At 42.5% G+C, this 24,618-nt stretch carries 21 protein-coding genes; 14 read left to right on the forward strand and 7 right to left on the reverse strand.

What is annotated here, in order from left to right:
• The first annotated feature begins 388 nt into the window (after positions 1-388).
• Positions 389-697, forward strand: a complete 309-nt coding sequence (locus EYR97_RS08435; protein ID WP_131093400.1) for an isoamylase early set domain-containing protein — start codon at positions 389-391, stop codon at positions 695-697.
• A 78-nt stretch (positions 698-775) separates the two neighbouring features.
• Here EYR97_RS08435 and EYR97_RS08440 read toward each other — a convergent pair whose 3' ends face one another.
• Both EYR97_RS08440 and EYR97_RS08445 read right to left on the reverse strand, forming a co-directional pair.
• Positions 776-1,702 (reverse strand): electron transfer flavoprotein subunit alpha/FixB family protein, encoded by a 927-nt coding sequence (locus tag EYR97_RS08440; protein ID WP_131093401.1) that lies wholly within the window; start codon positions 1,700-1,702, stop codon positions 776-778.
• On the reverse strand, positions 1,699-2,451 hold the full coding sequence (locus EYR97_RS08445) for an electron transfer flavoprotein subunit beta/FixA family protein (RefSeq protein WP_014979496.1): 753 nt from the start codon (positions 2,449-2,451) through the stop codon (positions 1,699-1,701). Before EYR97_RS08445 ends, EYR97_RS08440 begins: the two co-directional genes overlap by 4 nt.
• Positions 2,452-2,821: 370 nt before the next feature.
• Here EYR97_RS08445 and EYR97_RS08450 point away from each other — a divergent pair, with 370 nt between their 5' ends.
• The 7 genes from EYR97_RS08450 (at position 2,822) to EYR97_RS08480 (ending at position 8,877) form a co-directional block, all read left to right on the forward strand.
• Positions 2,822-4,471, forward strand: a complete 1,650-nt coding sequence (locus EYR97_RS08450) for an electron transfer flavoprotein-ubiquinone oxidoreductase (protein WP_131093402.1) — start codon at positions 2,822-2,824, stop codon at positions 4,469-4,471.
• A 124-nt stretch (positions 4,472-4,595) separates the two neighbouring features.
• A complete protein-coding gene (locus EYR97_RS08455; RefSeq protein ID WP_131093403.1) occupies positions 4,596-4,994 on the forward strand; it encodes an H-NS family nucleoid-associated regulatory protein in 399 nt (132 codons plus the stop codon).
• An 84-nt stretch (positions 4,995-5,078) separates the two neighbouring features.
• A complete protein-coding gene (locus EYR97_RS08460) occupies positions 5,079-5,852 on the forward strand; it encodes an alpha/beta fold hydrolase (RefSeq protein ID WP_131093404.1) in 774 nt (257 codons plus the stop codon).
• 130 nt (positions 5,853-5,982) lie between these two features.
• Complete coding sequence (locus tag EYR97_RS08465; protein ID WP_131093405.1) at positions 5,983-6,201, forward strand: DUF2788 domain-containing protein; 219 nt, start codon at positions 5,983-5,985, stop codon at positions 6,199-6,201.
• Between the two features lie 26 nt (positions 6,202-6,227).
• A complete protein-coding gene (fldA, locus tag EYR97_RS08470; protein ID WP_131093406.1) occupies positions 6,228-6,752 on the forward strand; it encodes a flavodoxin FldA in 525 nt (174 codons plus the stop codon).
• A 377-nt stretch (positions 6,753-7,129) separates the two neighbouring features.
• Positions 7,130-8,362: a serine hydrolase gene (locus tag EYR97_RS08475; protein ID WP_131093407.1), complete on the forward strand. Its 1,233-nt coding sequence runs from the start codon at positions 7,130-7,132 to the stop codon at positions 8,360-8,362.
• Positions 8,363-8,385: 23 nt separating this feature from the next.
• Positions 8,386-8,877: a MarR family winged helix-turn-helix transcriptional regulator gene (locus EYR97_RS08480; RefSeq protein ID WP_131093408.1), complete on the forward strand. Its 492-nt coding sequence runs from the start codon at positions 8,386-8,388 to the stop codon at positions 8,875-8,877.
• Between the two features lie 39 nt (positions 8,878-8,916).
• On the opposite strand, the gene EYR97_RS08485 is transcribed toward EYR97_RS08480, so the two are convergent.
• Positions 8,917-10,923, reverse strand: a complete 2,007-nt coding sequence (locus tag EYR97_RS08485; protein ID WP_131093409.1) for a methyl-accepting chemotaxis protein — start codon at positions 10,921-10,923, stop codon at positions 8,917-8,919.
• Between the two features lie 313 nt (positions 10,924-11,236).
• Here EYR97_RS08485 and fur point away from each other — a divergent pair, with 313 nt between their 5' ends.
• Entirely contained in the window at positions 11,237-11,662 is a 426-nt protein-coding gene (gene fur / locus EYR97_RS08490) for a ferric iron uptake transcriptional regulator (RefSeq protein WP_131093410.1), read from the forward strand.
• A gap of 120 nt (positions 11,663-11,782) precedes the next feature.
• Here the strand turns inward: fur and EYR97_RS08495 are convergent, their stop codons facing one another.
• From EYR97_RS08495 to EYR97_RS08510, 4 genes are all read right to left on the reverse strand, one after another.
• Positions 11,783-12,649: a D-amino acid aminotransferase gene (locus EYR97_RS08495; protein ID WP_131093411.1), complete on the reverse strand. Its 867-nt coding sequence runs from the start codon at positions 12,647-12,649 to the stop codon at positions 11,783-11,785.
• Complete coding sequence (locus tag EYR97_RS08500; protein ID WP_131093412.1) at positions 12,646-13,599, reverse strand: biotin-dependent carboxyltransferase family protein; 954 nt, start codon at positions 13,597-13,599, stop codon at positions 12,646-12,648. Before EYR97_RS08500 ends, EYR97_RS08495 begins: the two co-directional genes overlap by 4 nt.
• Positions 13,589-14,437: an allophanate hydrolase subunit 1 gene (locus tag EYR97_RS08505; RefSeq protein WP_131093413.1), complete on the reverse strand. Its 849-nt coding sequence runs from the start codon at positions 14,435-14,437 to the stop codon at positions 13,589-13,591. The genes EYR97_RS08500 and EYR97_RS08505 overlap by 11 nt, the downstream gene beginning before the upstream one ends.
• Before the next feature lie 107 nt (positions 14,438-14,544).
• On the reverse strand, positions 14,545-15,270 hold the full coding sequence (locus EYR97_RS08510; RefSeq protein ID WP_131093414.1) for a 5-oxoprolinase subunit PxpA: 726 nt from the start codon (positions 15,268-15,270) through the stop codon (positions 14,545-14,547).
• Positions 15,271-15,335: 65 nt separating this feature from the next.
• Here EYR97_RS08510 and EYR97_RS08515 point away from each other — a divergent pair, with 65 nt between their 5' ends.
• The 5 genes from EYR97_RS08515 to EYR97_RS08535 all read left to right on the forward strand — a co-directional run bounded on the left by EYR97_RS08515 (position 15,336) and on the right by EYR97_RS08535 (position 24,499).
• Entirely contained in the window at positions 15,336-16,217 is an 882-nt protein-coding gene (locus EYR97_RS08515) for a S1 RNA-binding domain-containing protein (protein WP_131093415.1), read from the forward strand.
• Positions 16,218-16,290: 73 nt separating this feature from the next.
• Complete coding sequence (locus EYR97_RS08520) at positions 16,291-16,683, forward strand: OsmC family protein (protein ID WP_131093416.1); 393 nt, start codon at positions 16,291-16,293, stop codon at positions 16,681-16,683.
• Positions 16,684-16,911: 228 nt separating this feature from the next.
• Complete coding sequence (locus tag EYR97_RS08525) at positions 16,912-18,021, forward strand: efflux RND transporter periplasmic adaptor subunit (protein WP_131093417.1); 1,110 nt, start codon at positions 16,912-16,914, stop codon at positions 18,019-18,021.
• Positions 18,022-18,047: 26 nt separating this feature from the next.
• Complete coding sequence (locus EYR97_RS08530) at positions 18,048-21,380, forward strand: efflux RND transporter permease subunit (protein WP_131093418.1); 3,333 nt, start codon at positions 18,048-18,050, stop codon at positions 21,378-21,380.
• Positions 21,377-24,499, forward strand: coding sequence for an efflux RND transporter permease subunit (locus EYR97_RS08535; protein ID WP_131093419.1), 3,123 nt, complete (start codon positions 21,377-21,379; stop codon positions 24,497-24,499). The genes EYR97_RS08530 and EYR97_RS08535 overlap by 4 nt, the downstream gene beginning before the upstream one ends.
• The last annotated feature ends 119 nt before the right edge of the window (positions 24,500-24,618 follow it).

Here is a 24,618-nt window from a genome sequence, read left to right on the forward strand (position 1 = left end):
CTGTTTCAAGACATTAACTATTATGAGTGAGTAATAACCCAACAAGACTATTTTTTATTATTTCAGTTTTAGAGCATGCCAAATCGCATGCACAAACATATAGATTTTTAGACTTTATAGTGTACTGATTTTATTCTCAGAGTGCTCACAATAGATTGTTAAATTTTGTGAATATTTTTCGTTTTTGGTTAACTAACGTGTCCAATACGTAAGCCCGTCATAATTAATAACCAAAAGAATACAAAGTAGCATTGATCATTACGCATTTTTCGATGATTATTTATACACTCATTGTTTATGAGTTGACCGATACCGATTAATTTCGACTGAGAGAAAACCAATGAAGTATCGGAAATATCATTTCGCTACGTTGAAGGGAAAACACATTATGAGTCTTAAGAAGCAATATTTGAAATCTAAACCTCTGTGCAAAGTGACATTTCGACTAAATGCGGAAGCTGCTGGCGACGCCCAAGAAGCAGCACTTTGCGGTGACTTTACAGATTGGAAAACACAACCTTTAGTGATGAAAAAACTAAAAACCGGTGACTTCACGCTAACCGTTGATCTCGAAAAAGATCAAGAATACCAGTTTCGCTATTTATTAGATGGTGAAGTATGGGAAAACGATTGGGAAGCGGATGCATATGTACCGTCCCCCGTTAGCCTTGAAGACAACTCGGTGGTTCGCGTTTAAATCTGTACACAATAATAACTGAATTTCCCTACAAAAAAGGCTGCACGAAGGCAGCCTTTTTCATTTAAGCTTTTCAAATTAAAGCGTATTTTCTAGCTCTGGAAGTACATCGAACAAATCGCCTACCAAGCCGTAATCGGCTACTTGGAAAATAGGCGCTTCTTCGTCTTTATTAATAGCTACAATGACTTTAGAGTCTTTCATACCTGCCAGATGCTGGATTGCGCCAGAGATACCTACTGCAATATATAGCTGAGGCGCAACAATTTTACCTGTTTGACCAACTTGCATATCGTTAGGTACGAAGCCCGCGTCAACCGCGGCACGAGATGCACCGATGGCAGCACCAAGCTTATCTGCGATACCGTCAAGCAACTTGAAGTTCTCGCCATTTTGCATACCACGACCACCTGAGATAACCACTTCAGCAGCGGTAAGTTCAGGGCGCTCAGACTCAGTTAATTCTGCTGACACAAAATCAGACTTCTCGCTGCCTTTTACTACATCAATGGCTGCTACTTCAGCGCTTCCACCTGTTGCTGCGGCATCAAAAGATGCTGCACGAACGGTAATAACTTTCTTCACATCAGAAGATTGTACTGTCGCAATCGCGTTACCCGCATAAATTGGACGTACAAAAGTATCTTCGCTTTCAACACCGATGATGTCAGAGATTTGAGCAACATCTAGAAGCGCTGCCACGCGAGGCATAAAGTTCTTGCCTGTGGTGGTTGCTGCTGCAACAACATGTGAGTAGTCGCCTGCAAGCTCAACCACTAAGTCCGCGGTGTTCTCTGCTAATTGATGCTTGTACGCTGCATTGTCTGCAACCAAAACTTTAGCAACGCCGTCAATTTGTGCAGCAGCTTCAGCGACAGCTTGGCAACCTTCACCCGCAACTAGAACATGAATGTCGCCACCCATTTTCTGCGCTGCATTAACAAGCTTGTGCGTTTCTGTTTTTAAGCTTGCATTATCGTGTTCTGCATATACGAGTACGCTCATGAGATCACCTTTGCTTCATTTTTTAACTTGTCTACCAACTCAGCAACGTCTGCCACTTTAATACCACCTTCGCGTTGTGGTGGTGGCGTTACCTTCAATACTTTAACGTTTGACTCAAGTGCAACACCGAAGTCTGCTGCCGCTTTTACGTCAAGAGGCTTGCGTTTTGCCTTCATGATGTTTGGTAGCGATGCATAACGCGGTTCGTTCAAACGAAGGTCAGTGGTAACAACTGCAGGTAATGACAATGCAACCGTTTGAAGGCCACCGTCAATTTCACGCGTTACATTCACTTTCTCACCATCAACTACCACTTCAGATGCAAACGTACCTTGTGGCATACCGGTCAATGCGGCAAGCATTTGACCCGTTTGATTGTTGTCAGAGTCGATGCTCTGCTTACCAAGAATAACCAACTGAGGTTGTTCTTCTTCAACAACTTTAGATAGAAGCTTAGCCACTTGAAGCGAATCAAGATTTTGGTCGGTATCAATTTGGATACCACGATCAGCACCCAGGGCTAGTGCTGTACGAATTTGTTCTTGGCAGCTCTTATCACCAATTGAAACAACAACGATTTCAGTGGCTACGCCTTTTTCTTTTAGTCGAACGGCCTCTTCTACGGCAATTTCACAAAAAGGGTTGATGGCCATTTTCGCGTTAGTAAGGTCTACGCCAGATTCGTCGGCCTTCACTCTTACCTTCACGTTGTAGTCGATCGCGCGTTTGACCGGTACGAGTATTTTCATATTTACCTCAATTGTTGAGTTCGTCGGTGTCTATTACGTTTTACTAATAATTAACTATTAATAATTAAAAACGTATTACTTCACCACGCTTTTTGAAACTTTAACAATGTGCTCTACGTTAAAAAGAAACCGTGGAACGTACGTTTTATAAAGGCTAGCTTTAAAACGACGTTAACACCACGTTTACGAGCATATAAAATGCACGGTTAGTTAACGTTAACGTAAACTGCTCTGCAATGTACTTACTGTTGACGTAAACGTCAACCTGCATTACCTTTCAGAGCGACATTTAATTTACATGTTTTTGACACATAGCATTATTTGTTTCATCAATAGTGCACTATAAAAATACGAACATAAGGAGCCTCCCGTGGAACGAGAATCGATGGAGTTTGACGTAGTCATCGTCGGTGCCGGCCCAGCTGGATTATCAACTGCTTGTAAGCTTATGCAGCTTGCCAATGAAAAAGACCAAGAATTGATGGTCTGCGTAGTCGAAAAAGGCTCCGAAGTAGGCGCGCATATTTTATCTGGGGCGGTTTTTGAACCTCGCTCACTTAACGAGCTTTTCCCTGACTGGAAAGAAAAAGGCGCACCGCTGAATACAGCGGTAACCGAAGACCATATTTACTTGCTAAACAATGAAACATCGGCGAAGAAACTGCCCAATGGTATTACTCCAAAAACCATGCATAACGACGGAAACTACATTGTTTCTATGGGTAATGTGTGCCGCTGGTTGGCAGAACAAGCAGAACAGCTTGGCGTAGAAGTATTCCCAGGGTTTGCCGCGTCTGAAGTTATCTACAACGACGATGGCAGCGTGGGTGGCGTACTCACAGGCGATATGGGTGTAGGTGAAAATGGCGAACCAAAAGACGGTTACATGCCGGGCATGGAGCTACGCGCTAAATACACCGTATTTGCCGAAGGTTGTCGTGGTCACCTTGGTAAAGAGCTTATTGCCCACTTTGAACTTGATAAAGATAGCTCTCCACAACATTATGCTATTGGTTTCAAGGAAATTTGGGATATCGACCCAGCGAAGCATCAACCTGGTTTGGTGGTGCACAGCGCAGGTTGGCCGCTAGATGATGCAACAGGCGGTAGCTATTTGTATCACGCTGAAGACAATCAAGTTTTTGTAGGCCTTATTGTCGATTTGAACTATAACAACCCATATTTGAGCCCTTTTGATGAATTCCAACGTTTGAAGCATCACCCTGTTTTCAAGCAATACCTTGAAGGTGGCAAGCGAGTTTCATACGGTGCGCGCGCGATTGCAAAAGGCGGTTTTAATTCACTTCCTAAAATGACATTCCCTGGCGGTCTTTTAGTGGGTTGTGATGCAGGCACCTTGAATTTCGCGAAGATAAAAGGCAATCACACGGCAATGAAGTCAGGTATGCTGGCTGCAGAAAGTATCTTTGAAGCAATTTCTGAAAATGCAGAAGCACCAATTAAAGAGCTGACCAGCTTCACCGAGAAATTTAAATCTTCGTGGTTGTATGACGAATTATTCCGTTCGCGCAACTTCGGCCCAGCAATTCATAAATTAGGTAATTTCTGGGGCGGCGCTTTTAATACTTTGGAGCAGAATTTCTTCAATGGAAATATGTTCTTTACCATGAAAGATGAACACAAAGATTACGCGCAACTAAAAGAAGCGAAAGACGCCACGGAAATAAATTATCCGAAACCTGATGGCGTATTGAGTTTTGACAAATTATCTTCGGTATTTTTATCAAATACGAATCACGAAGAAGATCAGCCTTGTCACCTTCAACTCAAAGACGCGTCAATTCCGCTTCAAATCAATTTACCTAAATTTGCTGAGCCGGCGCAGCGTTATTGTCCTGCTGGTGTTTACGAGGTAATTGAAGAAGAAGGTGAAAAACGCTTCCAAATTAACGCACAGAACTGTGTACACTGTAAAACCTGCGATATTAAAGATCCAAGTCAAAATATTCGCTGGGTTGTACCAGAAGGTGCAGGTGGCCCTAATTACCCCAATATGTAAAATAGCCAAATAATTTGCTATTCAACTTATTAATTTTAAAAGCGAGCGTGGCTCGCGTTTTTTTTTGTGCTATTTTTAATTAATATTCACGTGAAAATTCAGTACATCAAATTAAGGTTAATTAATGAGCGATTTTCTAGATATATTAAACCATGGAAGACGTTTACAAGGTGCTGTAAAGGAATTAAGCATAGAAGAACTTGAGTCAATTCAAGAAAAAATTAGTTCAATTATTGAGAAAAGAAAAGAAAAAGCCTTAGCACAAGAAAAGGCAGAAAAAGAAAAGCGCGAGAAACTCGCTGCTATTAAAAAACAAATGGAAGAAGCGGGTTTAAATGTTGAAGATTTACAAGCGCTCGCAACCACTACTCAAAAGAAAGCGGGTAAAAAGCGCCCTGTAAAATACAAGCTTGTCGATAATAGTGGTGAAGAACACCTATGGACAGGTATAGGCCGTATGCCTCGCGTATACAAGGACGCCTTGGACAACGGCAAATCATTAGACGATTTTTCTATTAACTAAATTTCAATTCTGAAAAATTCAAAAATAAGGTCTGTTTTTACAGACCTTATTTCATTTAACTCACCAATGAATAATGGGATTATTGTGAACTTAAACTACTCACTTTCAAAATGTGGTGAAGATGCTCCTTGGCTAATTTTAATTCACGGTTTATTTGGTAGTGCTGACAATTTAGCAGTAGTAAAACGTCACTTTGATAAAGACTTTAATATTATTAGCGTAGATTTGCCCGACCATGGTGAATCACCGTGGACAAATAGTTTTAATATTACTGATGCCGCAGAAGCTATTTACGCCATTATTACGTCGCTCGCAATTACAAAAACAGCAGTTTTAGGTCATTCGCTTGGTGGCAAAGTAGCAATGAAACTCGCCCTTAACCACAGTGATCTCATATCACATTTAATTGTGGCGGATATCGCACCATCAATATATGGCCATCGACATCAAGCTGTGTTTGAAGGGCTAAAAGCGGTGTCGTTGACGCAAATTGAAAATAGAAAAGATGCTGATAAAGCCATGGCCGCTTTTATAAAAGAACCCGGTGTACGTCAATTTCTGTTGAAGAGTTTATATCAGAACAACCAAGGGAAATGGGCTTGGCGCTTTAATGTTGACGGCCTAATTCAAAGTTATTCGCACATTATTGATTGGGAACAAACTAACCAGTCGTTTAATGGCGTAACCTTATTCATTAAGGGTGGTGAGTCTGATTATATAACGTCAGCAAGTCGCGAGGACATAATTCGCTACTTCCCTAAAGCAAAGGCACATGTTATCGAAGGTACAGGGCACTGGTTACATGCCGAAAAGCCCGCAGCATTCAATGCTGTGGTTGAACGTACCCTCAATAAATAGAGCGTATTATGGGCTTAATCTGCCCGCAAAGATACGAATGACTATTATTACAGAATTTTGAACGTTTTTGTCTCTTACACGCGTACATACTGTGATATAGTTGCGCCAGATTTTTTTAAGTAACAACACTATGCTTGCAGAAAACTACGAACTCATCGAGTCCGTCATGTTATATGGCGGCTTATTTATACTTTTCATGTTAATGGGTTTTGCTGTTCATGATGTACTGCGCAAGAATGATGTACCACTCATTGGACGTGTGGTGACCTACGGCGTGTTAGGTTTAGGCGCTTTAGGCTTTCTTGCTAAAGGAATTATTGAATGGTTCTGGCTAAGCACAGGCGTTTAATTAGTAACGATTAATAGAGGTTATTTATGGCAAGCGTTGGCCTATTTTTCGGAAGTGACACGGGTAACACCGAACATGTTGCGAAAATGATCCAAAAGGAATTGGGTAAACAGCTAATTGATGTAAAAGATATTGCTAAAAGCAGCAAAGAAGACATCGCTGAATTCGATCTGCTTATTTTTGGCATTCCGACTTGGTATTACGGTGAAGCGCAGTGTGACTGGGATGACTTTTTCCCTGAGCTAGAGCAAATCGACTTTACTGACAAGCTCGTCGCTATCTTCGGGTGTGGTGATCAAGAAGACTACGCCGAATACTTTCTAGATGCCATGGGTATGGTACGTGACATCGTAGAAGCCAAAGGCGCTATTTTGGTCGGTCAATGGTCAACAGATGGCTACGATTTTGAAGCGTCTAAAGGCATGGCAGATGACAATCATTTTGTCGGCTTAGGTATTGATGAAGACCGTCAACCCGAGCTAACAGACTCTCGTGTTAAAGCGTGGTGTAAGCAAATTCACGACGAACTTTGCCTGTCTGAGTTGGCGTAGCTAACAGCAAGACAAAAATTACTTGTAATAGTGCCAATCAATTACTGATTGGCATTTTTTACAAACTCTCCTTTCCAACAGCCCTCTTTTAATAAGAATCCATCGTGCACCTTCTATTGAACTTTTAATTATTTATTAGCTTGTAAAAGAAGGAACATTCGTCAGTTTTAGATTCATCATAAGTAATCAACTACCCGACTCGCTGACCGCATATCTGTTCTCACGCAACGTTTGTTAAACCAAATTTGACACTATTTAAAAATGGCAACTAGCCCATGCGCATCTACTTTGCATAATTAATAGAACTAGAGAGCTCTTGCTTTACGATATATTATGCAATATATTGCGCAACATGTTGCATAATATTTAAATTACTCATGAAGAAACTTATCTCAATAATTAGTTTGTGTGTTTTGCTAATTACTTTTTATCTATTCTACCCACAACAAAAAGAGCCCAATAAAGATCTCAACTCACTGGATGAACTGATACCTGTTCTTATGGAAGATGCGTCCATACCCGGTTTAGCTGTCGCGAAGATAGAAAACGGTGAAGTGGTTTATGTCGACACTTTTGGGTTTGCGAATATCGAAGAAAAAAAGTTTGTGACTAAAGATACATTGTTCAATATCGCATCTATTAGCAAACCTATAATGGGAGTTATACTTCTGCAACTTGTCGATCAGAAAAAGTTAGCTCTCGATTCAGATATAAATGAATACTCATCGTTTACTATAGACAATCCCTTCTTGCAGAATGAAGTTATTACTCTGCGACATCTAGCTAGCCACTCTTCTGGAATCGATGATTATTATGACCCTAAAAGTTATAGTGAAAACAAAGATTCACCTGTTGGGCTACGCAGCCACCTAAAAGATAGGCTAGTAAATAGCGGTGAATATTACAATGAAGGCAGGTATTATCTGGAATATACGCCAGGCTCACAAAGAAAATATAGTAATTTGGGCGCTGCACTTGCAGGTCATCTTGTTGAAGAAGTAACAGGAATGAACCTTGCTGAATATGCCAAGAAACACCTTTTTCCATTGTTAGGTATGCCTTCAGCTGGTTGGCTTCTCAGTGACGTGAATGTTGCTAATATTGCGGTTCCTTATGAGGTGGAGCAATGTGTCCCATGGTTTTATTTGTGTGCTAATTCAGAAGACACGTTAGTTAATTATGCAATAAACCAATTTGTAAATCCTCCAAATCAATATAAGCGCTTTGTTCCCTACCCGCACTTCGGAAACCCTCAATATCCTGATGGTGGTGTAAGAGCCAGTATTCAAGAACTAAGCAATTTTTTGAAGCATGTGCTGTCAAATAGCGATTTAGATGGGAAACCTATACTATCAGAGCGCATGTATAATGAAATGTTTCATCTTCAACTTGATTCATCAGTATCTGACAGCCAACGTTTTTTTTGGAGGGATCGCAATAACTTAATAGGGCACATGGGATCTGATCTTGGCACATTTGCTGCTGTATATTTTAATTTAGACATAAAAGATGGATTTATAATTCTAATGAATCGAGGAATGGATTCGAAATCGGCTAGCGCTATGCGCCGAATTGCGAAGACGCTCATGCAGAATCATTATTCAATTTAGAATTAGAGAAGAAATTGAACACAATGACAGATTTTGAAAAAAATATTAATAACAACACAGCTTTTACCAATAAACGTCTTTTTGATTTATTTTTGCTAATCAACGAGCAAGCAGGAAACGTTTATATGAAGCTAGGAATTGATTTCCCTGTTTCAGCTTCATCTACTGTTTTATTTTTATCGGTGAAGAAGAAAGGCACAGTAACAGAAATAGCTAAAGCCTTGGGGTTGTCTCATCAACTTATTGCTCAGCGCCTAAAGAGTTTGTTGAACCTTAAGTTAATAGAAAAGCAACCTTCGGAGCAGGACAAACGAAAAATACTATACCGCCTTACGCCAAAAGGCTCAGAACAAGCGCTCAAACTTGATAAATACTGTGAAAACGCGGAAAAGACCTTTAATGAACTATCTGATGAAGTCGGCGTCGACTTACAGAGCCTAATAAATAAAACCATTTCCGCACTAACAAGTGCACCATTTCATGAGCGATACGAACAAAATGAACAGTCGTCATAAAAACTGTTCACCGCGTGCGAACGAAAATTGATAACGCAACTACAGCTGGAAGCGCTCTACGGCTTTCCTCAAGCTTTCGGTTTGTGCGTCAAGCATCATAGTCGACTCATTCGACTGTCTTGTACTTTGGGCACTAGAGTCAGCCAACGCAACAATCTTGTTAAGGCTTTCTGCTACGTCACCTAATAAAATATCCTGTTGCTCTGTGTCGGTAACAATGCGCTCGTTGATATGACTGAGTCGGCCAATAATATCGCGAATACTTTCCACTTGCTGCGACACATTGTGCGTAATTTCCACGCCTTCTTTCGCCTGCTCACGACCTGATTTAATCGCTTTTACCGCCTCAGCAGCATCTTTTTGCAAGTTACCAATCATCTGCTCTATTTCTTCTGTAGAGTCATGAGTACGATTCGCTAGCGTACGTACTTCATCAGCTACTACGGCAAAACCTCTTCCTTGCTCCCCTGCCCTTGCCGCCTCTATGGCCGCATTAAGCGCTAACAAATTGGTTTGTTCTGCGATCGTTTTTATGACGTCAAGTATGCTACCAATACTACGCGAATTATCGTCTAGTCGACCGATAATTTCTGCCGACCGATCCGCCTGCTTAGCCTGGCTATCGACCTGCTGTCTGTTACGCTCAACCAAGTCTCCAATATCTTTGCTTTGTTGCGTAATATCGCGAAGTGCATGCATCGCCTCGTTAATCTGCTCTAAATTACTGCGGCTCTTACTTTGCACATCTTTAGTGTTGTCCGATGTCACCGTCACTTGCTCACGCTGTTTATCCACTTCAGATAAACTTTTATTACCAAGCTCTACACTCGATTTAGTAATAGCTATTAGACGTTTTTCTTGTTCTAGTATATTACCTACCAGTTCTCGTAAGCTGTCGGTCAAACTGTTTACTTTAGCTGAAAGCGCAGAGAACTCGTCATTCCCTTCTTCCGGTAATTTGGTATTTAAGTTCCCTTTACTTAGCTGACTTAAGCCCTTATTAATTCGTCCAAGTGGTTTAGAAATACTTCGCGTAACAATCACAGCCAAACCAATTGCCGCCACCAGACCTACAATTGCAACAATTATGTTTTTAACCAGGTTAGCCTGTACCGCTTCTAAAATAGCATTTTGCCCCTCTAGCGACTGAGCTTGGACACTGTCAAACAGCATATTAATGTCAGTTAATGCTGATTCTAAGGCATTTTTTGCATCTTTCTGTGCCTGACTGGCACTTTCTATTTTGGCCAACTTGTCTTTTTGTAAAGCCATTAACCCCTGGCTGCCACTGACTGCGTCGATAAGTGCATCGTATTGTTCATTGAAAGCGCTCACTATACCGCCGTCGTCAACTGCAGCCGCTAATCGATTAACGTAATCCTTATCTACCTGCAAATTGCTTAACTGATACGTTAAGTCTTCAATGATATTAGCACTTTGTTCAGCACTATCCGATTCAGCAAGTTCAATAAACGAGTCGTTCATCGTCAGCAATTTATTGTCTATGGCAGTGCCTGCACCAATGAGTGTTTCTGTGCTGGTGTCATTGGAATCGAGATATGACAAATCAAGCATCAACGCACTGGCTTCATCCGCGAGCATCAATACCTTTTCTAACTGTGCTGCAAGTTGCTGCTCGATAGCCATTCGCTGCGCGATAGCAGAATACATTGCATTACTGTGGCTTACGTACGCCAAGCTTACATTTATTGAATTTTGCGCAATGGTATTGTCAGACATTAGGCCTTTTAGTAATGAAAGATCCTGTGAAAATGAAGATGACAAAGTATCAAATGCGGTTTTGTTAGCATTAAATTCAGTCTTGTCTTCCACATGATAGCCATTCGCTGTAATGACAGACAAAGACAATATTTCCGTTTTAACTTTTACCATGCTCGTTTGCACTGGCATTTTTTGCTCAACAACATCTAGCGCAGAATCTTTAATTCCACTTAAACCGAAGTAAGACAGAATACTAGTGAGTAGAAGAAGGCAACCAAAAAGACCAAAGCCTAAGGTGATTTTATTTATTATCGTTAATTGCATGGGCACTTCCACCAAAAAAGCATTTCAAAATTAAGAAAGACATACACCCTTTACCAGTTTAGTTTAACAGGATGTTAATTCAATGCATCAAAAGTTTAAGTTATTTTGAATATTTGTTAGTTATTTCTAGCACTTAAAAACTGGTCAGGCCACATATAACGGGGTGCAGAAGAGAAAATTATGAAACTAAAAAATTTTTGAGTGCTGAAATATCAACCACTGAAGTAAAGATTCCACGGTTTTACTTTTAAAATGCTTCAACTTACCTATAATAACCAGCAAATATTCAGTCATGAGTTCTTAGTAGGTTGTAATGGATCAAAACAAAGAATTGAAAAAAGCAGGGTTGAAAGTTACTCTGCCACGCCTCAAAATTTTACAAATTCTGCAAGAGCCAGATAATCAGCACATTAGTGCCGAAGAAGTTTATAAGATCCTTATCGAACAAGGTGAAGAAATTGGTCTAGCGACAGTTTATCGCGTACTTAACCAATTTGATGATGCAGGCATTTTGAATCGTCATCACTTTGAAGGTGGAAAATCTGTTTTTGAGATCAGTCATAAAGACCATCACGACCACTTAGTTTGCCTAAAATGTGGCAAGGTGATCGAATTTGAAGACGACATCATTGAAGAACGCCAAGAGATGATCGCGAAACAGCACAATATCAAACTTACACACCATAGCCTTTATTTGTATGGTGAATGCACTGAAGGCAATTGCGATACTACTGAATAAGTATCGCCAAAGAAGTGAATATATCTCTTCTTTTTAAACAGTAAGTGGCCAATAGCTCATAGTAAAAAGCCTGCTCGATAGCAGGCTTTTTGCTTTTAGGACGGGACATCAGGAAAACAGTTAAGCTTCAAACTTATGGGCGTGGTACGCTTTTATTGCTTTCTCCCACACTTCGCCAACGTCACCTGAACCAATAGTTTTGCCATTCACTTCAACAACAGGGGCAACTTCTTTGCTCGATGAGGTTAGCCACACTTCATCTGCGCTAAGCAGACTTTCTTTTGAGAACCACGTTTCCTTAACGTCTAAGCCTACACTCGCAAACGCTTCTAGCGCGATAGCACGGGTAATTCCTGGCAATAATTCATGATTTAGCGGTGGTGTGTAAATAACACCGTCTTTCACCATAAATACATTGCATGAGCTGGCTTCGGTAATATTGCCATCTTGATTGTAAAGAATGGTTTCATTTACCCCTGCATCAACGCCTTGTTGAAAGTGCATAACATTGCCCAGTAATGACGTTGATTTTATGTGACAACGCTGCCAACGTTTGTCTTGCTCTAGCGCGACCTTTAACGGTTTTACGTCAGTACGAGATACTACCTGGGGCGGCGCAATCTCAAAGACAAAACCAAACACAGTAGGTGCAATGTTGCTTGGATAAGCGTGAAAGCGCTTGGTATCGGTTCCTCGACTAACGTGTAAATACACACCAATATTGCTGCTTGTAAAGCTAGCAGAATTCTTCGCAACAAGATTCGTCACTATGTCACGCCATGCCTCTTTGTCGTAAGGGTTATCTATGCCAATTGCACGTAAACCTTCTGCCATTCGCGCTGCATGACCATTGAAACCTACCGGATTTCCACTGTATGTTGGAATAACCTCATAGATACCGTCACCGAACAGAAAACCTCTGTCCATGGGCGAAATTTTCGCTTCTGATAGCGGTAAAAAATCACCATTTAAAAATGCAGTTGTCACAGTAAATTTCCTTGTAGAGTACGAAGGCGATTAATGGAAAGTAACATGTCCGCCCTCGCTGCTTCGTGGTCTTGAAAAGTAAAATGTATATGTTCGCCCGGTACCGCTTGAGCAAGTCGGTTTAAATCAACGGGGCTTACACACCCGAGTTTGGGGTATCCCCCTAAGGTTTGTCTGTCTCTCATCATCACAATCGGCTGCCCATCTGGCGGTATTTGAATGGCACCTGTGTGAATAGCTTCTGAACGCATGGCCGTAATAGTTGATGAAACACCAGGCCCTTCTAATCGATATCCCATCCGATCTATGGATGAAGATACGGTATACCTACTGCTAACAAAAAGTTGCTGGGCAGCACGACTAAACGCTTCAAATTGATAACCAGGAATAACACTGATGGGTTTGTCTCTCTGGTAATCAGGCTGAAAAGCTTTAGGTAACACCCTTTCGCGCGTCACACCTTTCACATTCACTACGTTATTTGCACTTATTTCAATATGATCACCAAAGGTAAGTGGACGTCCATCATTAGTTAAACCACCCAGTTTCTCTCGCATGACCGTGCATGCGCTGCCTGCCACCAAAGGCACATTCCAACCGCCACCAATTGCCAAATAGCTTTTAGAACCTAGCGTTTGACTGCCAAACTTAATTTCATCACAAGCATTTACACGCACGCTGGCGTAAGTTGGTTGCTCAATACCGTTAACAGTTAACGTTACATTTCTGCCCGTTACCGCTATAACGCAGGGGCTATCTACATCTAGTGTCACTTCACCTATGGCCTCAATACACGGCGTATTATCAAGATTAAACGCAAGAAAGTTGGCCCATGAATAAGCCTCTGTATCCATAGGACCAGACTGACAAAATCCTTCCCGCTGACGACCTTGCCTGCCACCATCAACGACAAGGCTCAACAGCCCTTTATTCTTAATCTCAATTTTCATGGAAGCGTTTGAATTCCTCTTCGCTTATTGCTTTGAACTTAACTCTGTCACCTGCTTTTAGAAGGGATGAACCTGCATCTGAACCGTGTAATACCATTTCCAAAGGTGTAAGCCCTAGTAAGTTCCAACCACCAGGAGATTCACTGGGATATACCGCTGTTTGTCTGTCAGCCAATGCAACTGCGCCTTTGGGCACGCGCTTTCGAGGTGTACTTAACCTTGCGCATTGCAACGCCTCAGGTACATCTCCCATATAGGCAAAGCCAGGTGCAAAACCCACCGCATACACTTTGTATTCCACACTGGTATGCAATGCGATGATGTCATCAACTGAAAGCGAGGTCTTTTCACTGACTTCACGTAAATCATTGGCGTTTGGTGCGCCATACCAAACAGGAATTACCTTACATTTACTGCTATGCTCTGAAGGGCTACCAAGCTCTAATGCACTTTTATTTTTTCCACCATCACTATCTACTTGCTCATAGTGAATGTCATTTGCAAGTTGAGAAAGCGCTAAGTAAACACCATGGCTGTCTATTGCTTCTACATTGAAAACCAGCAGCATACTGTCATACGACACCACGCATTCAACTAGCCATGACCAATTGTCTGTGCTTTTAATCGCCAACGCATTAGTACCGCTATGGCTATTGATTACACTTGCAGTTGCGGCTTCAGAGCTTATGGGGCAAGTAACAGCACGCTTTGCATCAATGGCCTTAAGCCACGTTTGGCAAGCGTCGTTCGCTTCATCTAGGCTTTCGCCTTTAAAATAAAGCATAATGGCATCTGCCCCAACGTTTACTAATTCCCTAATGCTGCCAAAAGGTTGCATTCAGTTTCCTCAATAAATATGTCTTTCTCGGGTCTTTTTTATAGTTTTTTTGAGATCATTATCGGCAATGTCGTTTCATGATTGTGCTCTTCGACAAAAATCCAGTTTTACGACAATAATTGGCGAATTTTACGAGTGATCTCTACTGCGCCCTGTGTATCGCCATGTACGCATAATGTATCTGCTTCAACGGGAATAGTTTTGCCCGTTGATGAAGTAACTGTGCCAAACTCTATAAGTTGCTTCGCTTGCTCAAATGCTTCGTTCTCTGTAAGTACAGCGCCTTGCAAAGTACGCGACGTTAATAACCCTTCATCGGTATATCGTCTATCGGCAAAGGCTTCAAATAACAGCGATATGCCATAGCTATCAGCTTCTTTTTGTAGAGTCTCATTTTGATTTGTTGCCTGAACCATTAGGGACAAGTTTACGTCAAATTCCGCAATACTTTGCATGACAACATGTCGCAGTTCACTATTTTTCATCATGTCGTTGTAAAGCGCACCGTGTGGCTTCACATAAGACAATGGCAAGTCAAACAGCGATGCCATACCAGCTAACGCGCTCACTTGATATTGAATAAGTGCGCTTAGCTCACTGGCTGGCAACTGCATACTTCGTCTGCCAAACCCTTGCAAATCCGGGTACGAAGGATGCGCACCAATTGCAACATTGTGCGCTTTTGCTCGCGCAAGTGCATTTTTCATCACCAAAGGATCACCGGCGTGGAAACCACAGGCTATATTTGCTTGGTCAATTAATGCCATCATGGCGCTGTCTACCGGCATGGTCCATGCACCAAAACTCTCACCTAAATCGCAATTTAACTTCATAATGGTTTTGCTCTTAACCTCAATCCAGTATCATGTTACCTGTTCTTTTTAAAAAGTCAGTGCTAATGATAAATATCGGAAAAATTAATACATTACGTGTGGTAGCCCAATACCCTTTTGGTTATGCGCTTGCGCCCATTATCGACAACGACAGTGATGTATATGAGGATCGCGAGCACGACGACACACCAACTGTCACCCTCGCCATTGATGAAGTAACCACTCCCCTAGCCGATGGTCAACAAGTGGATGTTTTTGTTGCAACTGATCAGCGCGGCGATTTGTATGCCACCCTAAAAGTACCTCACATTTTGGTAGGCGAAACCAAAGTGTTAAAAGCGGTATCTGCAACCAATTTTGGTGCATTTTTTGACTGGGGCCTCGATAACGATTTGTTAGTTCCTAACGATTATCAAGCACAGCCAGTAAGTGCAGGCATGCATTACGTGGTGCACACCTTCTTTGATGACAAGACAAAGCGTATTTTAGGTGCCACTAAGTTACATTACTTTTTAAAAGAAGGTGGCGCGTATTTGAACGAAGGCGACAAGGTTGAGTGTTTAGTGTACGCCAAAACAGATCTTGGTTTTAAAGTGGTAATAAACCAACAAAACCTTGGCCTTATTTTCCACAGTGATGCATTCAAACCACTTAAAGTAGGACAAGCGACTGACGGTGTTATCAAAACTATCCGCCCAGATGGCAAAGTTGACGTGGCTTTACAACGTGTTGATAAAAGTGGTCGCGATGAACTACAGCAGGCCATACTTGATGACCTTGAGGCCCATGGCGGCATTTCAACATTAACTGACAAGAGTGCACCAGACGCTATCTATTCACATTTTAATGTAAGTAAAGCGGCTTACAAAAAAGCATTAGGGGCTTTGTATAAGCAAAAGAAAATAACCCTTGCTCCTGATGCAATAAGGCTCAATAAGGCCAATTAATCAACCGAGTTTGAGCGTCGTCAATCTCAAACTGGTTGCCTCCTTTTTACAAAAATAGACGTTAGGAAAGACTATGAAAGCACGTGTATCGTGGGATAAAGATCTCACTTTTACTGGAACTACCGACTCGGGCTATAAAACCGTTATGGATGGTAACGGCAATGCCATTTCACCAATGGAATCAGTACTGGTTGCAGTGGGTGCGTGTTCGAGTATCGATGTTGTTGATATTTTGAAAAAAGGACGCAACGAGGTGATCTCTTGTGACTGTGAACTTGACGCTGAGCGCGCTGAAGAACCACCTCGCGTTTTTACCAAAATTCACGCGCATTACACGGTTAAAGGTCAAGATATCAGTGAAAAAGCACTGGCACGGGCAGTGCAGCTTTCTGCGGAAAAATATTGTTCAGTAATGTTAATGCTTACGGGCAATGTGGAAGTAACCACCAGCTATACCTTGCTGTGATCGTCTGTAAGGCACACAAATTTAGTCTAAAGCTTACTGAATTGGCGAAATGCGCCAACCAATAGTGATAAAAGCCAACACCTTGTGTTGGCTTTTTTGTTTTTGGCAATAGAAAAACCACTAAACCATTGAAATATAAACAATTTAACATTTAATAACATCTTTGGCATATTAGCTGCTGTGTAGGGTCATTATTATATAACGACAACAACGCTAGGGTTTTTGACCATGGATACTACACTTCACACAACGCCAGTTTTCACTTCATCTTCATTACGTCGCCTTATTATTGGTGGCAGTATGATTGCCCTTTCTATCTCGCTTAGTGCATGTTCAGACGCAGATGCCGTAGATGCCGCTGACAAGGTTAATACAGCAGAAGAAACCGTTTTTGCTATTCCCGTTGAAACACAAAATATTACTACCGGCGACATCACTTCAACTTACGACACTACGGCTATTCTTGAAGCCAAAGAAGAAGCCTTTGTTGTTGCAAGAGCCTCAGGGATCATTGAAGAGATTTACGTAGAAGAAGGTGATTATGTTGAAAAAGGTCAGGCACTCGCCCAGCTTGATAAACGTCGTTATGAACTGAGCTTATCAAAAGCAATTGCTGATTTAACAGGCATTGAAAGTGAGCTAGACAAAGTCAATAAAGTGTACTCTAAAAAACTTATCAGCGACGACGCTTATGACAAGCTCAAGTCCCAATATGAGTCGGCTAAAGCCTCGGTACGTCTAGCTGAGCTTGATTTAAAAGAAACCACAATTACCGCACCTATCAGTGGTTTTGTTGCTTCACGCAACGCCAAAGTGGGTAACCTTACTGAGTCATTCCAGCGTGAACGCATGTTCCACATTGTGCAGCAACGCAGCCTTCAGGGTATTGTTTATCTGCCTGAAAATGAACTGCGTAATGTGGTAGTTGGGCAAGTAGCCAAACTAACGGTTACTGCTTTAGGCGATCAAACACTTTCTGCCAATGTTGAGCGTATCAGCCCAGTGATTGATGCAACAACCGGCACCTTCAAAGTTACTCTCAATGTACCTAATGAAGAGCATCAATTAAAAGCAGGTATGTTTACTGATGTGTCTCTTGAATATGCTACGCACGTCAACACCACCCTACTCCCACGAAAAGCCCTTGTGACTATTGATAATAGCCACAGTGTGTTTGTGGTAGACAATGGCAAGGTTCGCAAAGTAGACGTTTCGACAGGTTTTGAAAACAATGAAGTGGTGGAAGTCGTCAATGGCTTAAAAGGAAACGAAGAAGTAGTGACCGCAGGGCATCACAACTTAAAAGACAGCGCACCAGTTGAAGTTGTGAATAGCTAATTTGGGCTTAACAAGGAGTTATTATTATGCGCATTGTCGATATTGCTGTTAAACGCCCTGTTGCTGTTTCTATGTTTACCTTCGCCGTGCTGCTTTTCGGCATGGTTTCATTAGGTCGCTTATCGGTAAACTTGTTACCCGATTTGTCCTATCCAACGTTAACCATCCGCACCGATTATGATGGCGCTGCACCCGCCGAGGTAGAGCAATTAGTCTCCAAACCCATCGAGGAAGCAATTGGCGTGGTAAAGGGCGTAAGAAAAGTGACTTCTACGTCGCGTGCCGGTCAATCTGACGTTGTGCTAGCATTTGCTTGGGGTACGGATATGGATTTTGCCAGCCTTGAAGTACGCGAGAAACTGGATGTCTTGCAGTTGCCACTGGACATCGAGAAGCCAAGACTTCTGCGTTTTAACCCAAGCCTTGACCCTGTTATTAAGCTAGGACTTACCACTAACAGTGAGTCTGGAAGCCTCACCGTTGCGCAAATGAAACGCCTGCGCTTATATGCTGAACAACAAGTTAAGCGCACATTAGAGTCGGTGGAAGGAGTAGCCGCAGTTCGCGTGGGTGGCGGCTTAGAAAACGAAATTCATATTCTTATCGACCAACAAAAAGCTAGCCAGCTTTCTATTCCAGTAACGAGCATTATCGACCGTATTAGTGCTGAAAACGTCAACGCTGCCGGTGGGCGTATCGACAATGCCGCACAAGCATTCTTAGTGCGTACACTGAATCAATTTGAAAGCTTAAATGATATTGAAAATTTATTCATTGGCCGCTTTGAAGGCAAAAACATTCAGCTAAAAGACGTGGCAACGGTACAAAGTGCCTACAAAGACCGAGATGTAGTTACCCGTTTTAATGGTAATGAAGGCGTTGAAATTGCCATTTATAAGGAAGGTGATGCCAATGCGGTTGATGTGGCGAAGCGTATCGACAGTCGCTTAAACGAAGTGAATCAGAATCTGCCTAGCGATTATCAACTGGCGCAAATTTACGACCAAAGCGTGTTTATCAAACAGGCAATCGACAGTGTGAAATCCGCAGCAATCATGGGCGGCATACTCGCCATGTTGGTGCTTTATCTTTTCCTTAGAGATTTCTGGGCGACAATAATTATTTCGGTCTCGATTCCGGTTTCGGTCATTGCTACCTTCAACCTAATGTACGCCAATGACATTAGCCTTAACATGATGAGTTTAGGCGGAATCGCACTGGCGGTGGGGTTACTTGTCGATAACAGCATTGTGGTGCTTGAAAATATTGATCGCCATAAAAAGCAAAAACGTGCTCTTGATACAAGCAACAATGATGACAATGCTGCCAGTGAAGGCACCAAAGAAGTATCAGGTGCTATTGTGGCATCAACCCTTACAACAATGGCGGTATTTGTGCCGCTCATTTTTGTGGAAGGTATTGCAGGCCAGCTATTTAGGGATCAAGCACTTACCGTATCATTTGCGCTCGCCGCGTCATTAGTGGTTGCACTGACACTCATTCCGGCAATGGCTCATAAAACGAAAAAGCAACAACTCGACCACGAAGATACCTTCACTGCTGAAGCGCCAGCCAAGCCAACTACCTTATTAGGTAAAATTTGGTATGTAATTACGTTTCCCGTGCGTTTTGTTTTCAAACTGGCATTTGTATACCTTCCTGCAGCATTGGCAACCTTGTTAATTGGTGCTTGGCATATCATCGCCAAAGGGCTAAATATTCTGTTTAAACCCCTTATTTGGGTTTTCAACAAAGGTTTCGATTTACTTGCCATTGCTTATGAAAAGTTACTTCTTGCCAGTTTAAAAGCCCGTGCACTTGTTATTACCACAGCACTTTTACTGGCAGGCGGTGCAGTATTGCTTGTACCCAAGTTAGGTATGGAACTTATCCCTACACTTTCTCAAGGCGAGTTTTCAGTAGAGGTTACGCTACCCGCTGGCTCTCCATTGGCTCGTACAGACGAGGTTATCAACGAACTTGCGAACATTGCCATGTCTACCAGTGAATCGAAGGTTCTGCGTACTTATGCCATGTCTGGTACGGGTAGTTTGATCAGCGCCGCACCGAATCAAGGTGGAGATCACTGGGGTAGATTGAATATTGTTATGGTACCAAACGCGAGCAAAGCTGACATGCTTGAGGTTAAAGCATCACTACGTGAAGTACTGTCATCAAAACCCAACGTACAAGCAACCTTCTCTGAGCCTGAGTTATTTAGTTTCGCCGCTCCCATTCAAATAGAAATCGCTGGATACGATTTAAATCAACTACAGCAATATGGTGCAACTATTGGTGCGTCACTTTCTGCGTACCCCAATTTTGCTGACGTCACAACCAGTATCCGCGATGGCAACCCAGAACTAAAGATTGCCTTCCATCACGCCAAACTGGCAAGACTAGATCTTGATGCGGCAACGGTGTCTGAACTCATTGCCGCCAAAGTAGGTGGTCGCGTGGCTACCCAATACAGTGTTGAAGATCGCAAAGTGGATGTACTAGTGCGCACGAAAGAGAATCAGCGCGACGATATCGCAAGTGTGCGCGCTATCGTGGTTAACCCAAATGGTGCACAGCCAATTCCATTAAGCGCAGTTGCTGACGTATACATGAGTGTTGGTCCTAGCGAAATAACCCGTGTAGGCCAACAGCGTGTAGCGCTAATTTCAGCAAACCTTGCTTCAGGGAAGCTTGATGAAGCAGTAGAAATTGCCAATCGCGTTATTAGTGACACCGCACTGCCATTGTCGCTTAGCGCTTCAGTAACTGGTCAAAGTGAAGATATGCAAACCAGCTTCAAGTCACTTCAGTTTGCCCTAGCACTGGCTGTATTTATGGTTTACCTGGTTATGGCATCTCAGTTTGAGTCGCTGCTGCACCCGCTGTTGATTTTATTCGCAGTCCCCCTTGCGGGAGCTGGCTCGGTGTATGGTTTATGGCTTACTAACACACCGCTTAACGTAGTCGTTTTCATTGGGCTTATTATGCTGTGTGGTATTGTGGTGAATAACGCCATTGTTTTAGTGGACCGTATCAATCAGCTTCGCCGTCAAGGTGTAGAGAAACAAATGGCAATAATGGATGCTGCCAAAACGCGCTTACGCCCCATTGTAATGACCACACTGACCACTATTTTAGGGTTACTCCCTATGGCATTTGGTTTAGGTGAAGGTGCGGAAATACGCACACCTATGGCGATTACGGTGATTTACGGCTTACTGTTTGCCAGTTTGCTTACCCTTATTCTTATACCAGTACTATACAGCTTATTTGATACCAAAAAGCAGCTGGCGCCTTTAAACGATGATGTAAAAACGCCGTCAAATAGCGTGATATTGTCTGAAGGAGGTGCGTTATGAGCTTATCTTCAAAAGATAGGAGCTCATCTCCCAAAGATGACTTACCAGCGCCGCGTTCGGCAATAGCGGGTATAGGAGCCTCACTTGCTCGCTTTGCCTTAAACAAACCTGTCACCATCGGCATGCTGTTCTTATCAATGCTACTTTTTGGCGTTGTATCTGGCCGACTTCTACCCCTGGAGAAGTTTCCCGGGATAGATATTCCTGAAATGGTGGTACAAATTCCCTACCCAGATGCAACCCCCATTGAAATTGAAACGATGATCACCCGACCTGTAGAGGAAGCGGTAGCCACCATGTCGGGCATCAAGCGATTGCGTGCGCGCTCTTATGACAACATGGCAGAAGTGGTTGTTGAGTTCGACTGGGACGAAAACCTCAAAGCAAAGAGTATTGAGGCAAGAGAAAAAATAGATGCTATTCGCCACGAGCTTCCCAGCGATATAGAGCGCATCATGGTGTACAAGTTCAATACCAATGATATGCCAATATTCCAACTTAGGGTTTCAAGCGATAGAGATTTATCACATGCCTATGACTTGCTAGAGCGTAACTTGAAGCGTCCATTAGAGCGTGTACCTGGTGTATCAAAAGTTGAACTATACGGCACTATGAAGCGCCAAATTACCATTCGTCTTGATCCTAAGAAGATGACGGCTTATCAAGTTGATACCACACGCTTAGAACAAAAGCTGCAAAACGCGAATTTCTCACTTACCGCGGGCTACATGTACAACAATGGCGAGAAAGTACTGGTTAACCCTACAGGGGAATTTACCGACATTAATGATTTTAAAGATATGTGGGTAACTAGCAGCGTTCGCTTGTCTGACATTGCAACCGTAACGTATGAACTTCCCGAGCGAAGTGAAGGTCGTCATCTCGACCGAACTTTTGCAGTTGGTTTTAACGTATTTAGAGAGTCTGGCAGTAACTTAGTTGAAGTATCTGGTGCTGTAATGAAGGTTGTTAACAAAGCTAAGGAAGATCCTGAATTCAGCGGAATTAATCTGTTCGTTATGGATGACACGGCAAAAAGCGTTACTTCTTCATTGGGAGACCTGGTTAACGCGGGGCTGCTTGGTGCACTGCTGTCAGTTATCGTGTTGTACCTCTTCTTGCGCCAGCTCACAACAACGCTAATCGTTGTGCTGTCAGTGCCTTTTTCAATTTGTATCACGCTAGGAGTAATGTACCTTCTGGGTTATACCCTTAACATCTTGTCACTCATGGGTTTAATGCTTGCAGTGGGAATGTTAGTGGACAACGCGGTAGTTATTACTGAAAGTGTATTTCAAGAGCGTCAGCAAACACGGGATATTGCACGAGCAACTCAAATTGGTGTCAATAAAGTGAGCTTGGCCGTTATCGCGGGTACTGCCACCACAGCCATCGTATTTTTGCCTAACATTGTTGGGGTTAAAATCGATTTAACTATTTTTCTAGAGCACGTGGCTGTGGCGATTTGTATCTCGTTGTTTGCCTCTTTATTTATCGCAAAAACCCTTATTCCATTGCTAACAACAAAAGTGGCGATCCCTGTAGTGAAAAAGCCTAAAACGCCCTCCTACATAAAACGCTATGGGAAAGCGCTACAATGGATGCTTAAAAACCAAGGGAAAACTTGCCTTATTGCAATTGCGATTTTAGGTTCCACCATTATTCCTATGCAGTCTGTAACCTCAGACGATGAAGGCAATAACAACCAAGAACGCATTTGGTTGAACTACCACGTAACACAGAATTTTACGTTGGAAGAAGTGGAGAAAACCGTTAATAAAATGGAAGCCTACCTGTATGAAAATAAAGATAAATTTCATATAAAACAAGTTTATACCTATTTTACTCCAGGCCATGCTGTTAGTGGTATTACGCTAAACGACAATCTTCCCATTCCCGTAAGCGACATAAAAGAAGCCATCCGTGAAAGCATGCCGTCTTTCGTGCGTGCGCGTCCTTCATTTCAGTGGGATACGGGCAATGGTGGTGGTGTACGCGTCACCCTTTTGGGTGAATCATCAGAAACACTTCTGGACATTTCGGAACAAATTATCCCTATTCTAGGCAGAATTGAGGGGTTAGAAGATGTTAAAGCAGATACAGGCTCTACCCGTGATGAAGTTCAAATTCATATCGATAGACAAAAGGCCAATCGCTTCGGCATTCAAGTTGATAGTATCGCCAACCTGATTTCAACAGCGCTTCGCGGTAATAACTTGCGTTCATTCAGATACGGTGATGCAGGTGAAGTGGGCGTGCAATTAAAGTATGGCAGTGATATTCAAGCGTCGCTCAGCGAGCTTAAAAACGTGAATATCGGCTTTGCACAGGGACAATCGGTAACATTAAATATGATTGCCGACTTTAACGTTGTACCTCAACTATCGCAAATAAACCGTAATCATCGCCAAACAGCCCTGGCAATTGGGGCCAATTTAGCGGGTGAAACCACCACAGAACAAGCCCGGGAACGAATCGAAAACGCGCTATCTAACATCACCTTGCCAACTGGCTATCAGTGGACTCTAGACGGCAGCTTCACTCGTCAAGACGAAGCGAATAGTGTTATGCAAATGAACATGCTTTTGGCCTTGTGTATGATATACGTGGTGATGGCGGCGTTATTCGAATCACTCATATTACCAACCTCGGTTATTACCTCACTGCTATTCTCATTTACGGGTGTGTTTTGGGCTTTTATGGTTACCGGTACCTCAATGTCAATCATGGGTATGATAGGCATGCTTATATTGATGGGTATTGTGGTCAACAACGGTATTGTACTGGTTGATCGCATAAACCAACTCGTCAACGAAGGTATTACCCTATTTGACGCTGTTGTTGAAGGTTGTATGACACGTATTCGCCCCATTCTAATGACGGTGGCCACAACAGTATTGGGGCTTATTCCACTTGCTATGGGCAGTACCAGAATAGGTGGTGACGGCCCGCCCTACTCGCCAATGGCCATTGCGATTATTGGCGGCCTTGTGTTCTCAACCATGACAAGTCTATTTTTGGTACCGCTTGCCTATGTTTTATTACTTAAACTGCGCTTTAAAACACAATTACTGGTGAAAACCAGCAAAGCAAGAGTGGGACGTTGGATCAAGGTGTAATAGAAGATGTCGTAGAAAGTGTTGTAGACACCTAGAAGTAACTGCATACGCGGAACTTGTATAAATAGCAATAAATTGTAAGCGAACAAAAAGCGGGGTTAATTAGCAAGCTTCAGTTA

Origin of the sequence: Alteromonas sp. KUL42, from assembly GCF_006538325.1 — a bacterium.
In the GTDB taxonomy this organism is placed as follows: domain Bacteria; phylum Pseudomonadota; class Gammaproteobacteria; order Enterobacterales; family Alteromonadaceae; genus Alteromonas.

What these genes read in the sequence shown, in the direction of transcription:
- EYR97_RS08435 (WP_131093400.1), top strand. Translation starts at nt 389, where the DNA reads ATGAGTCTTAAGAAGCAATATTTGAAATCTAAACCTCTGTGCAAAGTG.
- EYR97_RS08440 (WP_131093401.1), bottom strand. Translation starts at nt 1,702, where the DNA reads ATGAGCGTACTCGTATATGCAGAACACGATAATGCAAGCTTAAAAACA.
- EYR97_RS08445 (WP_014979496.1), bottom strand. Translation starts at nt 2,451, where the DNA reads ATGAAAATACTCGTACCGGTCAAACGCGCGATCGACTACAACGTGAAG.
- EYR97_RS08455 (WP_131093403.1), top strand. Translation starts at nt 4,596, where the DNA reads ATGAGCGATTTTCTAGATATATTAAACCATGGAAGACGTTTACAAGGT.
- EYR97_RS08465 (WP_131093405.1), top strand. Translation starts at nt 5,983, where the DNA reads ATGCTTGCAGAAAACTACGAACTCATCGAGTCCGTCATGTTATATGGC.
- fldA (WP_131093406.1), top strand. Translation starts at nt 6,228, where the DNA reads ATGGCAAGCGTTGGCCTATTTTTCGGAAGTGACACGGGTAACACCGAA.
- EYR97_RS08475 (WP_131093407.1), top strand. Translation starts at nt 7,130, where the DNA reads ATGAAGAAACTTATCTCAATAATTAGTTTGTGTGTTTTGCTAATTACT.
- EYR97_RS08480 (WP_131093408.1), top strand. Translation starts at nt 8,386, where the DNA reads ATGACAGATTTTGAAAAAAATATTAATAACAACACAGCTTTTACCAAT.
- EYR97_RS08485 (WP_131093409.1), bottom strand. Translation starts at nt 10,923, where the DNA reads ATGCAATTAACGATAATAAATAAAATCACCTTAGGCTTTGGTCTTTTT.
- fur (WP_131093410.1), top strand. Translation starts at nt 11,237, where the DNA reads ATGGATCAAAACAAAGAATTGAAAAAAGCAGGGTTGAAAGTTACTCTG.
- EYR97_RS08500 (WP_131093412.1), bottom strand. Translation starts at nt 13,599, where the DNA reads ATGAAAATTGAGATTAAGAATAAAGGGCTGTTGAGCCTTGTCGTTGAT.
- EYR97_RS08505 (WP_131093413.1), bottom strand. Translation starts at nt 14,437, where the DNA reads ATGCAACCTTTTGGCAGCATTAGGGAATTAGTAAACGTTGGGGCAGAT.
- EYR97_RS08510 (WP_131093414.1), bottom strand. Translation starts at nt 15,270, where the DNA reads ATGAAGTTAAATTGCGATTTAGGTGAGAGTTTTGGTGCATGGACCATG.
- EYR97_RS08515 (WP_131093415.1), top strand. Translation starts at nt 15,336, where the DNA reads ATGATAAATATCGGAAAAATTAATACATTACGTGTGGTAGCCCAATAC.
- EYR97_RS08520 (WP_131093416.1), top strand. Translation starts at nt 16,291, where the DNA reads ATGAAAGCACGTGTATCGTGGGATAAAGATCTCACTTTTACTGGAACT.
- EYR97_RS08525 (WP_131093417.1), top strand. Translation starts at nt 16,912, where the DNA reads ATGGATACTACACTTCACACAACGCCAGTTTTCACTTCATCTTCATTA.
- EYR97_RS08530 (WP_131093418.1), top strand. Translation starts at nt 18,048, where the DNA reads ATGCGCATTGTCGATATTGCTGTTAAACGCCCTGTTGCTGTTTCTATG.
- EYR97_RS08535 (WP_131093419.1), top strand. Translation starts at nt 21,377, where the DNA reads ATGAGCTTATCTTCAAAAGATAGGAGCTCATCTCCCAAAGATGACTTA.